Here is an 18,672-nt window from a genome sequence, read left to right as displayed (position 1 = left end):
GGCCTGCAAGGCCCCTCATGCACCCAGGCGCAGACCGCTGCTGGGCCTCATCACGCTCAAACGGCTACTGGCGCCCACTCCTCCCTATTCGGATTCGTCAAACATGGGGTTGTGAGAGGCTCCCCCTTGTCCTTGATCTTTTCCGCGATCGCCGGCGTGAGGATGTCGTTGTAGGTCAACACCTGGGGCAACGGCATGGATGGCGAACGCTGCGGAAGCTGCTTTGCCGCCAAGCTGCGTCCGGGCGAAGGCCCCGTGGCCACGACGACCTTGTGAGCCCGCATGGACTGCTGTCCCTGGCGGCTCTCCAGGCGATAGCTTTCCCCATCTTGCTCGATCCTGCCGATGGAAACGTCGCTGGCGACCAATACCTGTCGCCCTTCGCTTTTGAGGCGATCCACGGTCCGCTCACCCAAATCCAGCATGCGTTTCTGGTAGTCGTTCGAGTGCACATGGCCGAGCGGTCGTCGTGCGGAAGAATGTTCCGAGACGCGTCGTGTTCGCTGGGGTCCACGAATCGCGCGCTCGGCTGTTCGGGCAGGGCCAAGATGTGGTGCGGCTGCGCGAGCCGGTGCGACTGCCTGGACCAATAACCCTTGTCGCCCACGATCGCGACGTGGGTGTACTCCTTGCCTATCTCCGCCGTAGCAAGATAGGTCATCGCCGTGGTCCCACCCCCGACGACGACAAGCGTCTTGTCGCCGTTGCCGATGTTCGACGCGAAGCCGTCCATGGTGGCGTTGACGGCGCCCGCCTGCGTGATCGAAGTCCGCGGGCGCATCGCCGTCGAATCGGCGGCCGCCTTCACGCCGCGCCGGCGCGGCTGCAAGGGCGAATCGGAATTTTCAAAGGCATCTGGAGGGCCGCTGGCAGCGCCGGCAACGCTTGATTCTGGGGAACGTACAGGGCTCGCTTGTGTGGATCGGCGAGGTGAATCAGCGCGTATGTCCATGACCTTGACTAAATCGCAAAAGTAAAAATTTCGATGTTAGGAAGGCTGGAAATGGCTGGCAGGCCTCTGGCGAATCGCCGTCCGGCAAAACGAATGCCGCTCTGCGGGTGCCTGCCGCAACAGGCCGCTCTGCTGCCTGGTTGCTGATTCGGAATGAAGCGCAGTCCGCCGAATGGCGCGCCCGCTACGGCCCTGGACCACGCCGGCAAAGCCGTTCAGGCTGTCGCTGAAGATGGACATTCCCGACGCTTCTGGCAATCGCTCGCCATTCCGAGAAAGCCTGCGGAACTTCGCTCCCCACCCGAAGTTCGCTCTGTCACACAGCGCCTGGATGGTCGCTTTGGGCGCCGCTTTTACCGCATCGCCCCGCCGTTGTACCGAGTGGCCCGTGTCCTGCTGCACGCCTTCGCTCAGACGCTGCGCCTGTTCCCCCCCGAGGCTGCGGGGCATTGGGCAATATCCGGCAGGGCGCCCCTGCGCGCACCAGCCAGCCAAGGGCACTGAAGACCCCGCAGGGTTGCCCCCGCCTGCGGCAAGCCCCTCAGTCAGCGCAGCGGGTCTTCCGGTGCCCCCGCCCCGTTGGCGGCCCAGCCGCCCCCCAGCACTTTGTACAGCGTGACCCGGTTGGTCTGCCTACACCGACTTATCAATGAGGTAGCAAACCAAGCAAAGTCTTGGAGTCTAAAAGCGTAGCTGCCTCATACGATATGAATTGGGCGTGAGGGCAATGGGTTTCGATCCATGATCTGACTCGCGCCTCGTCTGTTTTAGGTGCTGATATTGCCACCACATTTTCTAAAGGAACGATTGGACCCACGGTAATGCCTTCGTTGCCGGGATTCCTATATGATCGCTCCACATTATTATGTACGTTGTATTCCTTCTGCTTTGTCTTGCTAATTCCAAATGTAACTGGTAACTCGTCAAACCAACGTTGCATTGTGTAGCTTTGTGAGCTTAGTCCTTCCTCACTCGTATAAACGTTCCCCAAACCGGAATTGCCTCCACTGACTGAAGTCTCCCCGTCATGTGAAGATATGTAACTTGCAAATTCTCCTGTCGCGACTTTGTCGCCTTTGCTGAGTGCCAATGATGCAGACCAAATTGCTTGATTCTTTGCAAAGTTATCAATTGCCGCAGAGCCTGTCCCATGTACAAAGAGATCGTCTTTTTCCCAGTATCCATTGTTGATTAACTCGCGGGCTTCCTCGATCACCTCCCTGGTCACTAATGCTTGAGGAAGTTTCAACCAATTTCTAGGACCATTGTAGATGGGCTGAATATTATCATTATCCGCTCCCCAGCGGGAGGTCCGCTGGAGCATCGGTGGTAATGATTGGCGGCAAAAATATTCAATCTGAGAAATAAGATCTGATTGAGATTTTTTACTTGCTTGGGGGCAAAAATGCGCCACGAAAGAATCAAAGCTGCGAGCTTTTTTAACCCACGAAGGGGCTTGCTCATCTTGGCTGTGCAGAAAGATGTTGTAAAGATTTTCAACTAATGGGGCATATTCTCCATAAGACCGCCAGTTAGAATTCTTGGTTTTTTCAAAAAAATCATCGAGCCCATCTTGAAAATGTTTTTCAAGCTCATCGGTCGAAACGCCAGACTCGCTTGCAATCTGTTCGATTGATTTTTTTTCGACAATTTTCCTGGTATCTAGAGCGGTATCGAATGACCCGCTCAAGGCGTCTGCACGAGCTTTGTTTCTTCTCTCCAATGAAAGCAAGCGGTTTTTTTGAAAAATATTTTCAGCACGCTCAGTCTTCGATTCGGAGCCCTTGATGCAAGAAGAAAAAAGATCAATTATTTTTGAATTATGGTTATTGATCTGATTTGACTTCCTTAAAGATGCGCCATTGGAGGGTTTTTTATGCGTCAACCCTGAAGGGGAGTGGTTTGACTTGGATTTTGAAGGTGTTTTTGTGCCGGCAACGTCTTGCGCATCGCGGCCGCTCGGATCGGAATCATGTCTAGGACTGGAAAAGCAAAAAAACTTGGAAACTGCATTTTTCATGATAGGCAAATGAAGCGGTTCGAGGTGCGGCTTGCGAAGCGGGTAACAATTTGCTGCTGAATTTTTTGAGGGCGATTTTATTCTTAGACGCTGAAACATTTTCGAGGGATGCGCGGACCCACCCAACATGAACGCGAAGACGTTTGCAAATATCCGAAGCAAATGGGAGTCTCTCAAAACCCCGATTCCAGCCAATCGACGCTCTTGTAAATCAACAAGCTACGACGCTAAAACTTGCGTATTCGGAGGTTTTGAGAGGGCGGTCTCTTGCGATTCGCTGGTCGCGCTTGCTCTGGCAATTGCTCAAAGGCAGGCCCGGCCCGGCCTGGCCGGGCCTGCTGCATCGCATCCACGGAACCAAGCGCTCAGCATCTGGCTACTTGGCGGATCGCACTAAGCCTTGTCCGCATGCACTGCCCTCCCGGTGTTGTGCATGTCCCAGCACCTCCTCGAAGTAGCGCCCGTCGTGCTCGCTGGTCGTGCCCAGGGGCAAGGCGCGTATGAAGCCGTGCTCGAGGTCCACGCCCACGTTGAGCTATTGGCTGAAGAAAGTCTTGCCATGCTTCTTCTGGGGCGTGGCATTCACATCCCCTTGCCTGTGTCTGTGCCTGGACCAGCTTCACTCAGGCGTTTGTCATTCCACCGGTGCCTGGCGTTTTTGCTTGTGCAGGCCACAGGTCGAACTTGAGCGCGCTGCGGGGTGTGGTTATGGCAAGAGGACGGTCAGGTTTTTTAGGTCTGAAAGAGAGCGGTTGATTTTGAAAGATCCCTCTTGTCGCATCTCGCGTCAGCGCAGCATCGGGTCGTCCGCCGCCGCGCCCGCGCCGCTTGCGGCCCAGCCACCCCCCAGCACCTTGTACAGCGTGACCCGGTTGGTCTGCTCGGCCAGCAGCAGGGTGATCTGCGTCTGCTGCGCCGCGTACAGCGAGCGCTGCGCGTCCAGCACCGTGAGGAAGCTGTCGGCCCCGAGCCGGTAGCGCGCGTCGGACAGGTCCAGCGCGCGCTGGGTGGCGTCCAGCAGCGAGCGCTGGGCGGCCAGGCGCTCGTCCAGCGTGGCGCGGTCGGCTAGCGCGTCGGACACTTCGCGGAACGCGGTCTGGATGGATTTTTCGTACTGGGCCAGGGCCGTGTCGCGCGTCACTTCGGCCACGCGCAGGTTGGCGTTGTTGCGGCCGGCGTCGAAGATCGGCAGGCGGATCTGCGGCGCGAAGCTCCAGGTGCCGTTGCCGCCGTCGAACAGGCCCGACAGCGCATTGCTGGCCGTGCCGATGGAACCGGTGAGCGTGATGGACGGAAAGAATGCCGCGCGCGCCGCGCCGATGCTGGCGTAGCTGCCCTGCAGCGTGCGCTCGGCCGCGCGCACGTCGGGCCGGCGCAGCAGCACGCCGGAGGGCAGGTCGGCGGGCACGGCCAGCAAGGTGGCGGCCGGTGTGGCAGGCACGATGGCGGTGCTGGTGTTGCGGGGGGCGCTGCTGCGCGAAATGCCGTCGGCCGGGCCCGTTCCCGTTCCCGTTCCCGTTGCCTTGGCGGGCGGCACCGTGGCGGGCGCGGCATTCGCCGCGGCGGCCAGGGCCACGGGCGGCAGCAGGTCGTCGGGCACGGTGGCGCCCACCAGCAGCGCGAGCGCGTTGCGGTCGCGCGCGACCTGTGCGGTGTAGGTGGCGACGTCGGCGCGCGCTGTGTCCACCGTGGTCTGCGTCTGCGCCAGGGTCAGGCCCGAGGTGGCACCCAGTGCATGGCTGCGCTGCGTGAGGTCCAGCGACTGCTGGCGTGTGCGCAGCGTGTCGCGCGCCAGTTGCAGGCGGCGGCCGTCGGCATCGAGGGTGAGCCAGGCGTTCACGGCCTCGGCCACCAGGCTCAGCTGCACGCTGCGGCGGTTTTCGGCGGCGCGGAAGAACTCCTGCAGCGCGGCGTCGTTCAGGTTGCGCACGCGGCCGAAGAAGTCGATCTCGTAGCTGGCAAAGCCGAGCTGCGCGCTGTATTGGCCGCTGATGTTGGAGCGGCCCGCGGTGGTCAGGTCGTCGGCCGTGCGGCTGCGGCTGCCCGCGCCCGTAGCGTTCACGCCGGGAAACAGGTCGGCGCGCGAGACGCCGTACTGCGCCCGCGCTCGCTCGATGGCCAGCACGGCCACGCGCAGGTCGCGGTTGTTGGCCACGGCCATCTCGGCCAGGGCGCGCAGGCGGGGCTCCTGCAAGAATTCGGCCCATTCCAGGGGGCGGTCCAGCGGATCGGCCGGGACCGCCGTGGCGGACCCGTCCCCCAGGGGGGCGGGCGCGGTCACGGTCACCGGCACGGAGCCCGTGCCCAGGGCCGCCGGCACGGGCAGCGCGGGCGCTTGGTAGGGCGGCGCCAGGTTGGTGCAGCCGGGCAGTGCGGCCAGCGCCACGGTGGCGGCCACCGCCCAGGCCAGCGGGCGGAGGGCGGGGTGGGCGAGGGCTTGGCGCGGCGTCATGCGGGGGCTCCGGTGGGCGGGCCGCCGGCCTTGGCGGCCCGGTCGGCGAAGAAGCCGCGAATGAGAACGAAGAACACGGGCACGAAGAAGATGCCCAGCACGGTGGCGGAGATCATGCCGCCCAGCACCGCGGTGCCGATGGCCTGCCGCCCGCCCGCGCCGGCGCCCGTGCCGATGGCCAGCGGCAGCACGCCGAAGCCGAAGGCCAGCGAGGTCATGAGGATGGGGCGCAGCCGCAGGCGCACGGCCTCCAGCGTGGCGTCGATCACGCTCTTGCCCTGGGCCTGCAGCTGGGTGGCGAACTCCACGATCAGGATGGCGTTCTTGGACGACAGCCCCACGGTGGTGAGCAGACCGACCTGAAAATACACGTCGTTGGACAGCCCGCGGATGCCGATGCCCAGCAGCGCGCCCACGATGCCGAGCGGCACCACCAGGATCACCGAGAACGGCACCGACCAGCTTTCGTACAGCGCCGCCAGGCACAGGAACACGAACAGGATGGACACGGCATACAGCAGCGGCGCCTGCGAGCCCGACAGGCGCTCCTGGTAGGAGGCGCCCGTCCATTCGTAGCCGATGCCGGGCGGCATCTCCTTCATGATGCTTTCCACCGCGTCCATGGCCGCGCCGGAGCTCACGCCCGTGGCCGCGTCGCCCACGAATTCGTAGCTCGGGCTGCCGTTGTATCGCTGCAGCTGGGGCGAGCCGTAGGTCCAGCTGGTGCTGGAGAACGCCGAGAACGGCACCATGAGGCCCTGGCTGTTGCGCACCGTCCAGGGCGCAATGTCCTGGGGCAGCATGCGGTAGGGCGCATCGCCCTGCATGTACACGCGCTTGACCCGGCCCTTGTTCAGGAAGTCGTTCACGTAGGTGCCGCCGATGGCACTGCCCAGCGTGTTGTTGACGTCGGTGGTGGCCAGGCCCAGGGCGCCGGCCTTGGCGTCGTCGATGGCCACGCCCAGCTGCGGCGTGTCGTCCAGGTTGTTGCTGCGGGTGTTGGACAGCTCGGGCCGCTGGCCGGCCAGCTGCAGCACCTTGTCGCGCGCGGCCACGAGCGCGTCGTGGCCCAGGCCGTTCAGGTCCTTGAGCTGGAAGTTGAAGCCCGCATTGGCGCCCAGGCCGCGCACGGCGGGCGGCAGCACGACGAAAATGCGCGCGTCGCGGATCCTGGACAGATCGCGCGTGGCCTTGCGGGCGATGGCGTCGGCGCTTTGCGAGGCCAGGGGGCGCTCGCTCCAGTCTTTGAGGCGCACGAAGCCGCGCGCCGAGCTCTGGTCGCCGTTGGAGCCGGTGATGGAGTTGAAGCTCACCACGTCGGGCTGCGCGGCGAAGTATTTCTGCACCTCGGCCATCACCACCTGCAGGCGGGTGTTGGAGGCGCCCGGGGGCAGGGTGATCTGCACTTGCACGGCGCCCTGGTCCTCATTGGGCAGGAACGAAGTGGGCAGGCGCATGAACAGCACGGCCATGCCGCCCACGATGAGCGCATAGACCAGCATCATCCGCCCGCCGCGGCGCACGATGCGGCCCACGCCGCGCTGGTAGCCGTCGGCGGTGCGGTCGAAGCGGCGGTTGAAGCCGGTGAAGAAGCGGTCCACCCAGCCCAGCACGCCCCGGCGCGGCGCGCCGTGCGGGCTGTGCTGGCCCTGGGGGATGGGCTTGAGCAGCGTGGCGCACAGCGCCGGCGTGAGCGTGAGCGCCACCAGCACCGACAGCACCATGGCCGAGACGATGGTGATGGAGAACTGCCGGTAGATCACCCCGGTGGAGCCGCCGAAGAACGCCATGGGGATGAACACCGCCGACAGCGTGAGCGCGATGCCCACCAGCGCGGGCGTGATCTCGGCCATGGACTTGCGCGTGGCCTCCTTCGGGGGCAGGCCCTCCTCGCTCATCACGCGCTCGACGTTCTCCACCACCACGATGGCGTCGTCCACCAGCAGGCCGATGGCCAGCACCATGCCGAACATGGTCAGCGTGTTGATCGAGTAGCCCGCCACCGACAGCACGCCGAAGGTGCCCAGCAGCACCACGGGCACCGCGATCGCCGGGATCAGCGTGGCGCGGAAGTTCTGCAGGAAGATGTACATCACCAGCACCACGAGCAGCATGGCCTCGACCAGCGCCTTGACCACCTCTTCGATGGAGGCGCTCACGAAGGGCGTGGTGTCGTAGCTGGTGAAGGGTTTGAGCTGGTACGGAAAGAACGGCTGCAGCTCGGCGATCTTGGCGTTCACCGCGTTGGCCACCGCCATGGCGTTGGCGCTGTCGGCCAGCACCACGCCCATGCCGGCGCCGGGCTGGCCGTTCAGGCGCGAGGTGATGGTGAGGTTCTCGGCGCCCAGTTCGATGCGGGCCACGTCTTTCAGGCGCACGATGGCGCCGTCCACGGTGGACTTGAGAACGATGTTCTCGAACTCTTCCCTCGACTGCAGCTTGCTGCGCGCGGTGATGGTGGCGTTGAGCTGCTGCTCGCCCACGGCGGGCAGGGCGCCCAGCTGGCCGGCGGAGACCTGGGCGTTCTGCGCGTTGATGGCGTTGCCGATGTCGGACGGCATGAGCGCGTACTTCTCGAGCTTGGCCGGGTCCATCCACACGCGCATGGCGTAGGGCGTGCCCAGAGTGGCCACGTCGCCCACGCCGTCGATGCGGCTGATGACGTCCACCAGGTTGCTGGAGATGTAGTCGCCGATGTCCACCTGCGTCACGCTCGGGTCGGGCGAGGTGAAGGTGACGATCATCAGGTAGTCGTTGCCGCCCTTGGTGACGGTGACGCCCCGGCTCTGCACGGCGGGCGGCAGGCGCGACATGGCCTGCTGCAGCTTGTTTTGCACCTGCACCTGCGCCACGTCGATGTTGGTGCCGGCGTTGAAGGTGAGCGTGGTGCGCGAGCCGCCCGAGGCATCGCTGGTCGAGCCCATGTAGATCAGGTTGTCGAGGCCCTTGAGCTGCTGCTCGATCACCTGCGTGACCGATTCCTCCACCGTCTTGGCCGAGGCGCCGGTGTAGGTGGCGCTGATGGACACGCGCGGCGGTGCGATGTTGGGGTACTGCTCCAGCGGCAATGTCTTGATGGACATGGCCCCCGCCAGCATGATGACGATGGCGATGACCCACGCGAAGATGGGCCGGTTGATGAAGAACTGTGCCATGGCGGGCGGTCCTTCAGCGGGCGGCCGAGGCCGCAGCGCCGGACGCCGCGGCCGCGGCCGGTGCCGCCTGTGCCGCCGATGCGGCCGGTGCCGCCGAGGAGGCGCCGCCTGCCGGGGCTGCGGCCGCCCTGGCCGCCACCTCCACCGGCTTGACCGTGTCGCCCACCTTCACGCGCTGCAACCCGTCCACCACCACGCGGTCGCCGGCGGCCAGGCCCCCCACGGCCTGCCAGCGGTTGCCCACGGCGGCCTCGACCTGGATCTTGCGGCGCTCGACCTTGTTCTCGGCATTGACCAGCAGCACGCTGGCGTTGCCGGCGGTGTCGCGCGTCACGCCCTGCTGGGGCACGAGCAGTGCCTGCTCGTTCACGCCCGTCTCCAGCACCGCGCGCACGTACATGCCCGGCATCAGCAGGCCGTCCGGGTTGGGGAACACCGCGCGCAGGGTGACCGCGCCGGTGGCGGGGTTCACCGTCACGCCGCTGAACTGCAGCCGGCCGGCCTGGGCATAGGTGCTGCCGTCCTCCAGCTTGAGCGCCACGCGCGCCTGGCCTTCGCCCGCGCGCTGAAAGCGCCCCTTGGCCAGGTCGGTCTTCAGGCGCAGCACGTCGGTGCTGGACTGGGTCACGTCCACGTAGAGCGGGTCGATCTGCGAGATGGTGGTGAGCGCCGTGGTCTGGTTGGCGGTCACCAGCGCGCCCGGCGTCACGGCCGAGGTGGTGGTGCGGCCCGAGATGGGCGCCTTGATGCGGGTATAGCCCAGGTTGATGCGGGCGTTCTCGACCGCCGCGCGGTTCACGGCCAGGTCCGAGCGGGCCTGCACCAGCACCGCCTGGCTGTCGTCATACACCTGCCGGCTGATCGCATCGATCTTGACCAGCTCGGCATTGCGCCGCGCGTTGGTCTCGGCCGTGCCCACGGTGGCCTGCGCCTTGCCCAGCGACGCCTCGGCGCTCGCCAGCGCCACCTCGAAGGGCGAGGCGTCTAGCTGGTACAGCACCTGGCCGGCCTTCACGTCCGCCCCTTCGGTGAAGAGCCGCTTTTGCACGATGCCGCCCACCTGCGGCCGGATCTCGGCGACCAGGAAGGCGCTGGTGCGCCCGGGCAGCTCGGTGGTGATCGACTGCCGCTCGGGCTGGATCGTGACCACGCCGGCTTCCACCGGGGCGCGCGGCGCGGGCTGCTTGGCGGCCTTGTCCGAACACCCGGCCACCACGAAGGCGGCCGCCAGCACGGCAGCGCCGGCCCGGCGCAGGGCATCGGGGACAGCGGTCATACAGGAAGAAGTCAAGGAGGAGGAGGGCCGTGGGGCCATGGCAGCGGGCGTGGAGGGCAGCGAGCGTGTGGCGGGGCGTGGGCAATTCATGGACAGGGCACGGCTTTCGTTGTGGCGAGCATTCTGACGGTCAATTGAAAAGATCGTGTGAAGCTGTAGCAGGCTGGAAAGCCCTCCGGCGGGCCTCGTGTCCGGACCTTGCAACCTTCATGCCGCCTGCGGGCCGCGCGCGCCCCTCGCAGGCGGTGGCGGGCCCCTCGGGCGCTGGCCCCGGGAGTGTGTGGCCGCGCTGGCGGGCCGCCGGCCGGCCGGGCCGTCGATCCGAAGGGTTTCTGCGGGGCGGAACGGGGTTTCGAGGGCCAAATCGCCTGCATGCCGGGGTTTTCATTGTCTTGGTAGCTATTAAATTAATAGCAAATGGGTGGTCGGGAAACGACGGTCCGCGTTCGCGGCGTACCCGGGCTCTTGACCCAGATCAAGCCCCGGCCGAAAGGTTTCCACAAGCCGGTATGCGCCACCTACCATCGGCCGCACTGCATCCCCGCAGGGGCCCGCGGCGCCGTGCCGCACCGTCCGTACGAGACAAAAGCTTCTTCCCCAGAAAGGCTTCCCATGCGAAGAAATCTTCCGGTCAGCACGCAGGAATACCCGTTTCCTTCCGGCGAAACCCTGGTGTCCACCACCGACCTGAAAGGGCGCATCCTGTACTGCAACCCGATGTTCATCGAGGTGAGCGGCTACGAGCGCGAGGCCCTGCTGGGCCAGCCCCACAACCTGATCCGCCACCCCGACATGCCCGAGGAGGCGTTCCGCGACATGTGGGACACCATCGGCCAGGGCCGGCCCTGGTCGGCCGCGGTGAAGAACCGGCGCAAGAACGGCGATTTCTACTGGGTGATGGCCAACGTCACCCCGCTGATGGAAGGGGACCGCCCCGTGGGCTACCTGTCGGTGCGCACCGAGGCCACCCGCGAGCAGGTGCAGGCCGCCGACGCGCTCTATGCCCGCATGCGCACCGAGGCCGAGGCCGGCCGCCCGGTGCACGTGCTGCGCGCAGGCCGGCTGGCACGCCTGACCGCCCTGGGCCGCATCGCGGAGTGGACCCGCATCGGCGTGGGCGGCCAGGTGGCCATGGCGTTTTTGGCCGTGCTGGTGGCCGCCTTCCTGGCGGGGCTCGTGGATGACGCGCAGGGCCTGTTCTCGGCCGCCGCCTGGGCTGCCGTGGCCGGCGTGGCGATGGGCGCCTTCGCCCAGGTGCGCCGGGTGGCCGTGCTGCCGCTGTCGGACATGGTGCGCGCCGCCAACCGCATGGCGGCGGGCGACCTGACCGAGCGCATGCGCGTGACCCGCTCCGACGGCGTGGGCGACCTGCAGAAGGCGCTGAGCCAGCTCAACGTGAACCTACAGTCCATCGTGCGCGATGTGCTGCAGGAGACCGAGAAGATGCGCGTGTCCAGCCGCGCCATCGCGCAAGGCAACCAGGAGCTGTCCGGCCGCACCGAGACGCAGGCCAGCAACCTGCAGGAGACGGCCGCCTCGATGGAGGAGATCACCGGCACCGTGCAGCAGACGGCCGAATCGGCCCGCCAGGCGGCCGACCTGGCGCGGCAGGCCACGGGCGTGGCCGAGCGCACCAGCGGCGCGGTGGACGGCGTGGCCGCCACCATGCAGCAGATCCAGGCCGCCTCGGGCCGCATCGGCGAGATCACGCAGCTCATCGACTCCATCGCCTTCCAGACCAACATCCTCGCGCTGAACGCGGCGGTGGAGGCGGCGCGGGCGGGCGAGCAGGGCCGGGGCTTCGCGGTGGTGGCCGGCGAGGTGCGCAGCCTCTCGCAGCGCACGCTGACCGCCGCGCGCGAGATCCGCCAGCTCATCGACCAGTCGGCCGAGAAGGTGGGCGAAGGCCGCCAGCGCACCGAGAGCGCGCAAAAGACCATGCAGGAGTCGCTGGACCTGGTGCGCCGCGTGGGCGCCCTCATCGGCCAGATCCACAGCGCGGCCGACGAGCAGCAGGCCGGCATCTCGCAGGTGAACAGCGCGGTCTCCCACCTGGACGGCATCACCCAGCAGAACGCGGCGCTGGTGGAGGAGAACGCCGCCCTGGCGCTGGAGTTGCAGTCCCAGGCGCAGACCGTGTCGGACGCGGTGCAGGTGTTCCGTGTGCACGGCGGCCCGCGCGGCGCCGCGGCGTCCGATGCCGTGGCCCTGCGCAAGGCGGCGCGCCCCGGCCCATCGCTGATCGCCGCGCGGGGGGCTTGAAGCCAAAGGCGGCGGCCGTGGGCGCGCCCGGCCGGATAGCATGGGGCCCGGGGCCGATATCCGGCCGCTACGCCCACGGCAACGCCCAGGCGCTGCCACCCGCACCGAATGTTGATGAAGGAGCTGCCCATGAACCCGTCCACCCCCTCCCTGGCCGATGAACTGATGGCCCAGTTGCAAGGGGCCCCGCTCCAGCAGCTGTCCAGCCAGCTGGGCACCGACGCCACACAGACCCGTTCCGCGGTGGCGACCGCACTGCCCCTGCTGCTGGGCGCGCTGGGCCGCAACGCCGCGCAGCCACAGGGCGCCGAGGCCCTGCTGGGTGCCCTGCAGCGCGACCACCAGCCGGCCGCCGGCGGCGGCGCGGGCGGGCTGGACCTGGGCGGACTCCTGGGGGCGCTGCTGGGCGGCGGCGGTGCCGCGGGCGGGCAGGGCGCCGACATCCTGGGCCACGTGTTCGGCAGCCAGCGCTCGCAGGCCGAGGCCGGGCTGGGCCAGGCGACGGGCCTGGGCGCCAACGCGGGGCAACTGCTCCAGCTGCTCGCGCCCATCGTGATGTCGTTCCTCGCGCAGCGCGTGCAGTCCGGCGGGCTGGATGCCGGCAGCCTGGGCCGAACCCTCGGTCACGAGCGCGACCGCGCCCAGCAGCCGGGTGGCCTGGGCGGCCTGGGTGGAGGCGCGCTGGGCAGCCTGCTCGATCAGGACGGCGACGGCCAGGTCGGCCTGTCGGACCTGGTCAAGCTGGGCGGCGGCCTGTTCGGTGGGCGACGCTGAGCTGAAAACGCAAGTGCGGTCCTAGGGCCGGGCGACCGGCGGCGCGCGGGTTTGCAACCAACTGCATCGCCGCCCCGGGCGGCTTCGCAAACCCCTGTTGCGCGCACCCCGCCGTTGGGCGGAAACTGCGGCCATCCATGCCACTTCACTCAGGGAGGCCCCATGACCGCAGTCGCCGACATCCTCAAGTCCAAGCCCCATGCCCAGGTCCACACCATCGGGCCCTCCGATTCGATGCTCGATGCGCTGCGGCTCATGGCCGACAAGGGCATCGGCGCGCTGCTGGTGATGGAGGGCGAGCAGATCGCCGGCATCGTGACCGAGCGCGACTACGCCCGCAAGGTGGCCCTGCTGGGCCGCACCTCCGGCGCCACCCAGGTGAGCGACGTGATGACCCGCGCCGTGCGCTTCGTGCGGCCGCACCAGAGCAGCGAGCAGTGCATGCAGCTCATGACCGACAACCGGCTGCGCCACCTGCCGGTGGTGGACGACGCCAACCGGCTGGTGGGCCTGATCTCCATCGGTGACCTGGTGAAGAACATCATGTCCGAGCAGCAGTTCATCATCGAGCAGATGGAGCAGTACATCACCGGCGGCCAGCGCAATTGACGCCGCCGCGCAACCGTCCGGCCCCATCTGGCTAGGGATCGAGGGCGATCACCTCGTCCTGCGGCCCGGCTTCGCAGCCCGGGCCCAGCGCCTGCCAGCCGCGGCGCACCACGATCTGGCGGCGGTCGTGGCACAGCTCGATGCGCTCCGCGCCCGGCATGCGATCGTGCAAGAAGGCCTCCAGCGAGGCCGGCAGGCTCACCCGCATGCGCAGCGCGTAGAGGTCGTCCCGCGGGTGGTCGTCCACATGCACCAGCGGCGCGAAATGCGCGGCGAACACCACCCCGTGCGATCCCAGCCCGATCGGCTCGGGCCGGTAGCCCTCCGAGCGCAGCCACGCCTGCGCGCGCTCGCGCGTCGGGGGCGCGTCGCCGGCCGGTGCCCAGGCGCTGGCCATCATCTCCGCCACCCACTGGTTGCAGTTCTGGTAGCGCGTGCTGAACGGGTAGGCATTGGCGCTGTAGTCGGCCGCCAGCAAGGCCAGCGCGGCGCGCTTATCCTGGGCCGTGCGCTCCAGCGCGTCGGCGGGCAGCGCGGGCAGCAGCACGATGGCAACGTAGCCCCGGGACGGATCGTCCCGGCCCATCAGGAAGCCCGGGATGCCCTGGTCGAACAGCCGGGGCCGCGACTCCTCGCAGGTGTAGTACAGCTGGCGCACCGCCCACGGGCGGTCCGGCTGCGGCCGCAGGGCCAGGCCGGCGTGCGAGTAGCGCACCCCGAAGCGGCCCAGGTCCAGGCCCGAGCGCGAGATCAGCGCCACGCGCTGGCCCGAGGCGTCGAGCACCTGCTTGACCACCGCGGCGAAGCGCAGGATGCGGTCCTGATCGGTGGCGCTCAGCGGCGCGGCGGTATCGCACAGGCCCCAGGTGCCGGCGTGGACCGGAACCTCCGCCCCCAGTGCAGCGAGGCCGATGGCGGCGATCCCGGTCCAGCGCGCCAGCGCGCGCCGGGGCCGCACGCCGGATGGCAAGGCGGCGCGCCGCATCACAGGGCGAGCGGCCGGGAGTCCATCTCCTCGTACCAGTCGTCGTTCAGCACCAGGAAGAAGGCTTCGCGGGTGTCGCCGCGCGCGAACTCGAAGCCGTAGGGCCGCTCGCGCGCCTGCACCAGGTCGCCGGCGGCGAGCGGCCGCGCGCCCTGCGCCTGGCGCGGCAGGTTCAGCACGAACTCGCGCGCGGCGCCAGCATCGGTCGCGCGCAGCCTGAGGCCCGTGGCGTCGGGCCGGCCGGGCACCTGCTCCACGCCGATCACGCGGTACTCGCCCTCGGCCAGGCGCCGGTCGCGGCCCCCGCCGCCGCTCGAATGGCCGATCGAGTCCGAGGCGCTCGAAGCCGCCGACCCCGCACTGGAGGCCATGGAGGTGAACAGTTCCGCATGGCCGGGCAGGGCGGAGGCGGCCAGAAGCGAAGACACGCACGCGGCGCGAACGAAGGCAATCAGGGGCATGGCAATCCTCGGGGCCGCGGCGGGCAGGGGGGCGGGGTGGGTGGGGATCATGGCGGCGGTCACTGGAACTGGGCGGTGAGTTCCTGCGCGCCCTTTTCGATGCCGGCCTGCGCCGCATCCAGGGTGCCGAAGGTCGCGCCGATGTTCAGCGCGTTCGGGTATTGCTTGGTGACGAAGGCGTCGAGCAGCTGGTTCGACACCGCATCGAAGATCTCCACGGCGTAGCTGACCGAGCCGGTGAAGGTGCCTTCCTTGCCGCGGATGCCCTGCACCAGGTTGTAGGGCCCGCCGCCGAGGTCGAAGCGCGTGAAGGTGCTCAGGCCCCGCGTGGTGAGCTTGGCGCCGGTGAGGGTCACGCGCAGGCGCAGCGTGGCGGGGGCGGGCTGGGCCACGATCTGAAAGCGCGTGGCCAGCCGCGCCGTGAACTGCCGGCGCATGTCGCCGGCCAACTGGCGCCGCTGGGCCTCGGGCACGTCCTCGAACTGGTGGTCCGGCCCGCTGTAGATCACGATGGGGTCGAGGATCACCTTGGTGTACTGGCTCCAGTCGCGGTGCGATGCCACGCGGTAGGGAATGCGGCCGGTGTCGTCGTCCAGGTTGGGCCGCAGCTGGGGCGCGGACTGCAGCCCGGTGTAGGCGATGGGCTGCGTGCTGGCGCAGCCGGCCAGGGCGGCAACGCACAGCAGGGGCAGGAGCGCCGCGGGGCGCAGAAAAGGGGTGGCATGCATGGGAGCTTCTCCGAAAGAAAGGGACGAAAAGGGGTCCAGCCCCGGGCCGCGGGGCCAGGGGATGGGTCTATAACTGAACATGCATGTACGGTATAGTATGATTTGCCCGAGGGAGCCCTGTCAAGTAAAGAGTACAAGTTAGTTCACTTTTGGAGATGCGAATGCGGGTCAGGACCCAGGCGCGGCGGGATGCCATCGTGGAAGCGGCGGCCAAATTGTTCGAAGAGGTGGGGTACGAGGCGGCGTCGATGAACGAGCTGGCCAAGCGGCTCGGGGGCTCCAAGGCCACCCTCTACGGCTATTTCCCGTCCAAGGAGCCGCTGTTCGTCGCCGTGGTGCAGTCGCTGGCGACCTCCCACCTGGCCGACGCCACCTCCCACCTGCTGGCGGCGCTGGAAACGCGCCCGCCGATGCGGCCCACGCTGACCCGGTTCGGGGACGAGGCGCTGCAGGTAATGCTGAACGACCGCCGCGCGCTCTCGGTGTACCGCATGGTGCTGGCGGACGCGGGCCGCTCCAACATCGGCGAGCTGTTCGACGGCGCCGGCCCGCGCCAGTGCATCGATGCGCTCACCCGTTTCATGGGCGCCGCCATGGCGCACGGCGAGGTGTGCGAGGGCGATCCCCAGGTCATGGCGATGCAGTTCATGGCGCTGCTCACCGCGGAAACCGGGCCGCGCCTGTACCAGCAGGACCCGCCGGCCGTCTCCGTCGCCGACATCCACGCGCGGGTGGTGCGGGCCGTCGACTTTTTCCTGCGGGGCGCGGCGCCCGGGCGCTAGGCGCGACCCGAAGCGCGCCGGCATGCCCTGCGGCACCGACGCCGATTCGGCGTCTTGTCCTGCGCATTTGCCCGGGCCGCGGGCCGGCGCGGTCGGCTCAGCCGTCGTTCAATAGGGCCATCCCCCGCCGACCCTTCTCTTTGGTCCCTTCGCCTGGAACCCGAATGTCCGCCTTGCCGTCCCGCACCGAATCTCCCGCCGCCCCGCCGCTGTCCTTGCCGGGCGGCGATTCGCCCAACCACCGTGCGCACAGCGCCTCGCGGCGCGCCGCGGCCGCGCTGGCGCCGCCGGCCGACACCCACACGCCTGCGGACCGCTATGAAGAGCTTTTCATCGAAGTGCAGCGCCAGCGCATCTTCGAAGACTCCAAGACCTTCGTGGACTGCGCCCCGCGCCAGCCGCCCGAGACCATCCTCGCGGCCTACCGCGCGCAGTGCCAGGCACCGGGCTTCGACCTGCATGCCTTCGTGCACCGGCATTTCAAGCCCCAGACCCGCGCCTGCGACGGCCCCACGGTCGAACCCGGGCTGACCATGGCGGCGCACATCGATGCGCTGTGGGACGAGCTCACCCGCCACCCGGCCCACCACCCCCCGCGCGGATCGCTGCTGGCGCTGCCGCACGCCTACGTGGTGCCGGGCGGCCGGTTCGTGGAGATGTATTACTGGGATTCGTACTTCACCATGCTGGGCCTGGTGCGCAGCGGCCGGCGGCACCTGCTGCACACGATGACGGACAACTTCGCCTACCTCATCGACACCTACGGCCACGTGCCCAACGGCACCCGCACCTACTACCTGAGCCGCTCGCAGCCGCCGGTGTTCTCGTTGATGGCCGAACTGTGCGAATCGTGCGCGGGGCACGGCGCCGCGCAGTACCTGCCGCAGATGCGGCGCGAATACGACTTCTGGATGGAGGGTGCCGACACCCTGGCCCCGGGCAGCGCCCACCGCCGCGTGGTGGCGCTGCCGGACGGTGCCGTGCTCAACCGCTACTGGGACGACCGCGACACGCCGCGGGAGGAGTCATGGCGCGAGGACGTGGAAACCGCCGCCCAATGCCAGCGCCCCGCGAACGAGGTGTACCGCGACCTGCGCGCCGCCGCCGAGTCGGGCTGGGACTTCAGCGCGCGCTGGCTGGACGACGGCGCCTGCGGCACCTGCCGCACGCAGACCCTGTCCACCATCGGCACCACGCGCATCCTGCCGGTGGACCTGAACGCGCTGCTGCACAAGGCCGAGACCACCATCGCCCGCCTGAGCCGCAGCGTGGGCGACACGGCCATGGCCGACGCGTTCGACCACCGGGCCCGCCAGCGTGCCGAGGCCATGTCCCGCGTGCTGTGGAACGCCGACGCCGGCGCCTTCCTCGACCACGACTGGCAGGCCGGCACGCCGCGCCCCTCGCTCAATGCCGCCACCGTGGTGCCGCTCTTCACCGGCACGGCCACGCCCGAGCAGGCCCATGCGCTGGCCGCCACCGTGCGCCGGCGCCTGCTGGTGCGGGGCGGCCTGTCCACCTCGGAGACCGCCAGCGGAGAACAGTGGGACCGCCCCAACGGCTGGGCGCCGCTGCAGTGGATGGCGGTGGAGGGCTTCGCCGCCTACGGCTCGGCCGACGAAAGCTGCCGCCAGCTGTCGGACGACATCCGCACGCGCTGGGTCAAAACCGTGCAGGACGTGTACGACCACGAGGGCAAGCTGGTCGAAAAATACTCGCTGTGCGAATCCGGCGACAGCCCCTCCACCGGAGGCGATGGCGGCGAATACCCGCTGCAGGACGGGTTTGGCTGGACGAACGGGGTGGTGCGGGGCTGGCTGGACGATGGTGGGGGCGAGGAAGGAAACCGGAACGGAGACTGACGTAACATGCCTTTGTTACAGAAGTTCGATCTTGCCGTTGAGTCAAAAGCCTTGCTTCGTCGAATTTCTCGTATGCGCGACATGGTCGGAGGCAACATGCTTTTTACGCCTGCACAGTCCACGGCAGGTTGCCCATGCTGCTCATGCATGCGATCTTGAACCGAGGATCTACGGGGCGCAGTCGTTGCTTCAATTTCTGTTTAAGGTCGGCTAAGTCGACCATGGGGCTAGAGCGTGTTATGAACTTCCCGCCGCAGCTAGCACCCGTGCAGCGGCGGGCAACATGAGCACTGCAAACACCAGAAAATGTAGCCCGCCGAGCACTTCCGGCAACCGCTCATAGTCCCGGGAGAG

General features: G+C 67.7%; 14 protein-coding genes and 1 pseudogene. 5 read left to right on the top strand and 10 right to left on the bottom strand.

What is annotated here, in order from left to right:
- Positions 1 to 56: 56 nt before the first annotated feature.
- The 6 genes from AVAK2825_RS24180 to AVAK2825_RS24155 form a co-directional block, all read right to left on the bottom strand.
- Positions 57 to 425 (bottom strand): hypothetical protein, encoded by a 369-nt coding sequence (locus tag AVAK2825_RS24180; RefSeq protein WP_284403035.1) that lies wholly within the window; start codon positions 423 to 425, stop codon positions 57 to 59.
- A 563-nt stretch (positions 426 to 988) separates the two neighbouring features.
- Positions 989 to 1,402: a hypothetical protein gene (locus AVAK2825_RS24175; protein WP_284403034.1), complete on the bottom strand. Its 414-nt coding sequence runs from the start codon at positions 1,400 to 1,402 to the stop codon at positions 989 to 991.
- A 196-nt stretch (positions 1,403 to 1,598) separates the two neighbouring features.
- A complete protein-coding gene (locus AVAK2825_RS24170) occupies positions 1,599 to 2,972 on the bottom strand; it encodes a hypothetical protein (protein WP_284403032.1) in 1,374 nt (457 codons plus the stop codon).
- A gap of 787 nt (positions 2,973 to 3,759) precedes the next feature.
- Positions 3,760 to 5,424, bottom strand: coding sequence for an efflux transporter outer membrane subunit (locus AVAK2825_RS24165; protein ID WP_284403031.1), 1,665 nt, complete (start codon positions 5,422 to 5,424; stop codon positions 3,760 to 3,762).
- Positions 5,421 to 8,579 carry an efflux RND transporter permease subunit gene (locus AVAK2825_RS24160; protein ID WP_284403030.1) on the bottom strand — a complete coding sequence of 1,053 codons (3,159 nt, stop codon included), beginning with the start codon at positions 8,577 to 8,579 and terminating at the stop codon, positions 5,421 to 5,423. Before AVAK2825_RS24160 ends, AVAK2825_RS24165 begins: the two co-directional genes overlap by 4 nt.
- Positions 8,580 to 8,592: 13 nt before the next feature.
- Positions 8,593 to 9,855, bottom strand: a complete 1,263-nt coding sequence (locus AVAK2825_RS24155) for an efflux RND transporter periplasmic adaptor subunit (protein ID WP_284403029.1) — start codon at positions 9,853 to 9,855, stop codon at positions 8,593 to 8,595.
- A gap of 612 nt (positions 9,856 to 10,467) precedes the next feature.
- Between AVAK2825_RS24155 and AVAK2825_RS24150 the strand changes: the two genes are divergently transcribed.
- The 3 genes from AVAK2825_RS24150 to AVAK2825_RS24140 all read left to right on the top strand — a co-directional run bounded on the left by AVAK2825_RS24150 (position 10,468) and on the right by AVAK2825_RS24140 (position 13,500).
- Positions 10,468 to 12,117 carry a methyl-accepting chemotaxis protein gene (locus AVAK2825_RS24150; RefSeq protein WP_284403028.1) on the top strand — a complete coding sequence of 550 codons (1,650 nt, stop codon included), beginning with the start codon at positions 10,468 to 10,470 and terminating at the stop codon, positions 12,115 to 12,117.
- A gap of 129 nt (positions 12,118 to 12,246) precedes the next feature.
- Complete coding sequence (locus AVAK2825_RS24145) at positions 12,247 to 12,891, top strand: DUF937 domain-containing protein (RefSeq protein WP_284403027.1); 645 nt, start codon at positions 12,247 to 12,249, stop codon at positions 12,889 to 12,891.
- Between the two features lie 162 nt (positions 12,892 to 13,053).
- A complete protein-coding gene (locus AVAK2825_RS24140; RefSeq protein ID WP_272568313.1) occupies positions 13,054 to 13,500 on the top strand; it encodes a CBS domain-containing protein in 447 nt (148 codons plus the stop codon).
- A 31-nt stretch (positions 13,501 to 13,531) separates the two neighbouring features.
- Here the strand turns inward: AVAK2825_RS24140 and AVAK2825_RS24135 are convergent, their stop codons facing one another.
- Genes AVAK2825_RS24135 through AVAK2825_RS24125 form a run of 3 tightly spaced genes read right to left on the bottom strand, consistent with a single transcriptional unit; the run spans position 13,532 to position 15,674 of the window.
- Positions 13,532 to 14,485, bottom strand: a complete 954-nt coding sequence (locus tag AVAK2825_RS24135) for a DUF2145 domain-containing protein (protein WP_284403026.1) — start codon at positions 14,483 to 14,485, stop codon at positions 13,532 to 13,534.
- Positions 14,485 to 14,946, bottom strand: a complete 462-nt coding sequence (locus tag AVAK2825_RS24130; RefSeq protein WP_284403025.1) for a hypothetical protein — start codon at positions 14,944 to 14,946, stop codon at positions 14,485 to 14,487. Before AVAK2825_RS24130 ends, AVAK2825_RS24135 begins: the two co-directional genes overlap by 1 nt.
- Before the next feature lie 59 nt (positions 14,947 to 15,005).
- A complete protein-coding gene (locus AVAK2825_RS24125; protein WP_284403024.1) occupies positions 15,006 to 15,674 on the bottom strand; it encodes a DUF3313 domain-containing protein in 669 nt (222 codons plus the stop codon).
- Between the two features lie 161 nt (positions 15,675 to 15,835).
- Between AVAK2825_RS24125 and AVAK2825_RS24120 the strand changes: the two genes are divergently transcribed.
- A complete protein-coding gene (locus AVAK2825_RS24120) occupies positions 15,836 to 16,456 on the top strand; it encodes a TetR/AcrR family transcriptional regulator (protein WP_284403023.1) in 621 nt (206 codons plus the stop codon).
- 164 nt (positions 16,457 to 16,620) lie between these two features.
- A complete protein-coding gene (gene treF, locus AVAK2825_RS24115) occupies positions 16,621 to 18,318 on the top strand; it encodes an alpha,alpha-trehalase TreF (RefSeq protein WP_284403022.1) in 1,698 nt (565 codons plus the stop codon).
- A 237-nt stretch (positions 18,319 to 18,555) separates the two neighbouring features.
- Here the strand turns inward: treF and AVAK2825_RS24110 are convergent.
- Positions 18,556 to 18,672, bottom strand: a pseudogene (locus AVAK2825_RS24110) (IS5/IS1182 family transposase); the annotation flags it as partial.

Source organism: Acidovorax sp. SUPP2825 (assembly GCF_030158995.1).
Taxonomy (GTDB): domain Bacteria; phylum Pseudomonadota; class Gammaproteobacteria; order Burkholderiales; family Burkholderiaceae_C; genus Paracidovorax.
Note: the sequence above shows the minus strand (reverse complement) of the source record. Positions and strands in the feature narration are given on the sequence as shown.

Excerpts from the sequence above, each read along its gene's own strand:
- AVAK2825_RS24150 (WP_284403028.1), top strand. The coding sequence starts at position 10,468 with ATGCGAAGAAATCTTCCGGTCAGCACGCAGGAATACCCGTTTCCTTCC.
- AVAK2825_RS24170 (WP_284403032.1), bottom strand. The coding sequence starts at position 2,972 with ATGAAAAATGCAGTTTCCAAGTTTTTTTGCTTTTCCAGTCCTAGACAT.
- AVAK2825_RS24165 (WP_284403031.1), bottom strand. The coding sequence starts at position 5,424 with ATGACGCCGCGCCAAGCCCTCGCCCACCCCGCCCTCCGCCCGCTGGCC.
- treF (WP_284403022.1), top strand. The coding sequence starts at position 16,621 with ATGTCCGCCTTGCCGTCCCGCACCGAATCTCCCGCCGCCCCGCCGCTG.
- AVAK2825_RS24125 (WP_284403024.1), bottom strand. The coding sequence starts at position 15,674 with ATGCATGCCACCCCTTTTCTGCGCCCCGCGGCGCTCCTGCCCCTGCTG.
- AVAK2825_RS24140 (WP_272568313.1), top strand. The coding sequence starts at position 13,054 with ATGACCGCAGTCGCCGACATCCTCAAGTCCAAGCCCCATGCCCAGGTC.
- AVAK2825_RS24130 (WP_284403025.1), bottom strand. The coding sequence starts at position 14,946 with ATGCCCCTGATTGCCTTCGTTCGCGCCGCGTGCGTGTCTTCGCTTCTG.
- AVAK2825_RS24135 (WP_284403026.1), bottom strand. The coding sequence starts at position 14,485 with ATGCGGCGCGCCGCCTTGCCATCCGGCGTGCGGCCCCGGCGCGCGCTG.
- AVAK2825_RS24145 (WP_284403027.1), top strand. The coding sequence starts at position 12,247 with ATGAACCCGTCCACCCCCTCCCTGGCCGATGAACTGATGGCCCAGTTG.
- AVAK2825_RS24155 (WP_284403029.1), bottom strand. The coding sequence starts at position 9,855 with ATGACCGCTGTCCCCGATGCCCTGCGCCGGGCCGGCGCTGCCGTGCTG.
- AVAK2825_RS24180 (WP_284403035.1), bottom strand. The coding sequence starts at position 425 with ATGCTGGATTTGGGTGAGCGGACCGTGGATCGCCTCAAAAGCGAAGGG.
- AVAK2825_RS24120 (WP_284403023.1), top strand. The coding sequence starts at position 15,836 with ATGCGGGTCAGGACCCAGGCGCGGCGGGATGCCATCGTGGAAGCGGCG.
- AVAK2825_RS24160 (WP_284403030.1), bottom strand. The coding sequence starts at position 8,579 with ATGGCACAGTTCTTCATCAACCGGCCCATCTTCGCGTGGGTCATCGCC.
- AVAK2825_RS24175 (WP_284403034.1), bottom strand. The coding sequence starts at position 1,402 with ATGCCCCGCAGCCTCGGGGGGGAACAGGCGCAGCGTCTGAGCGAAGGC.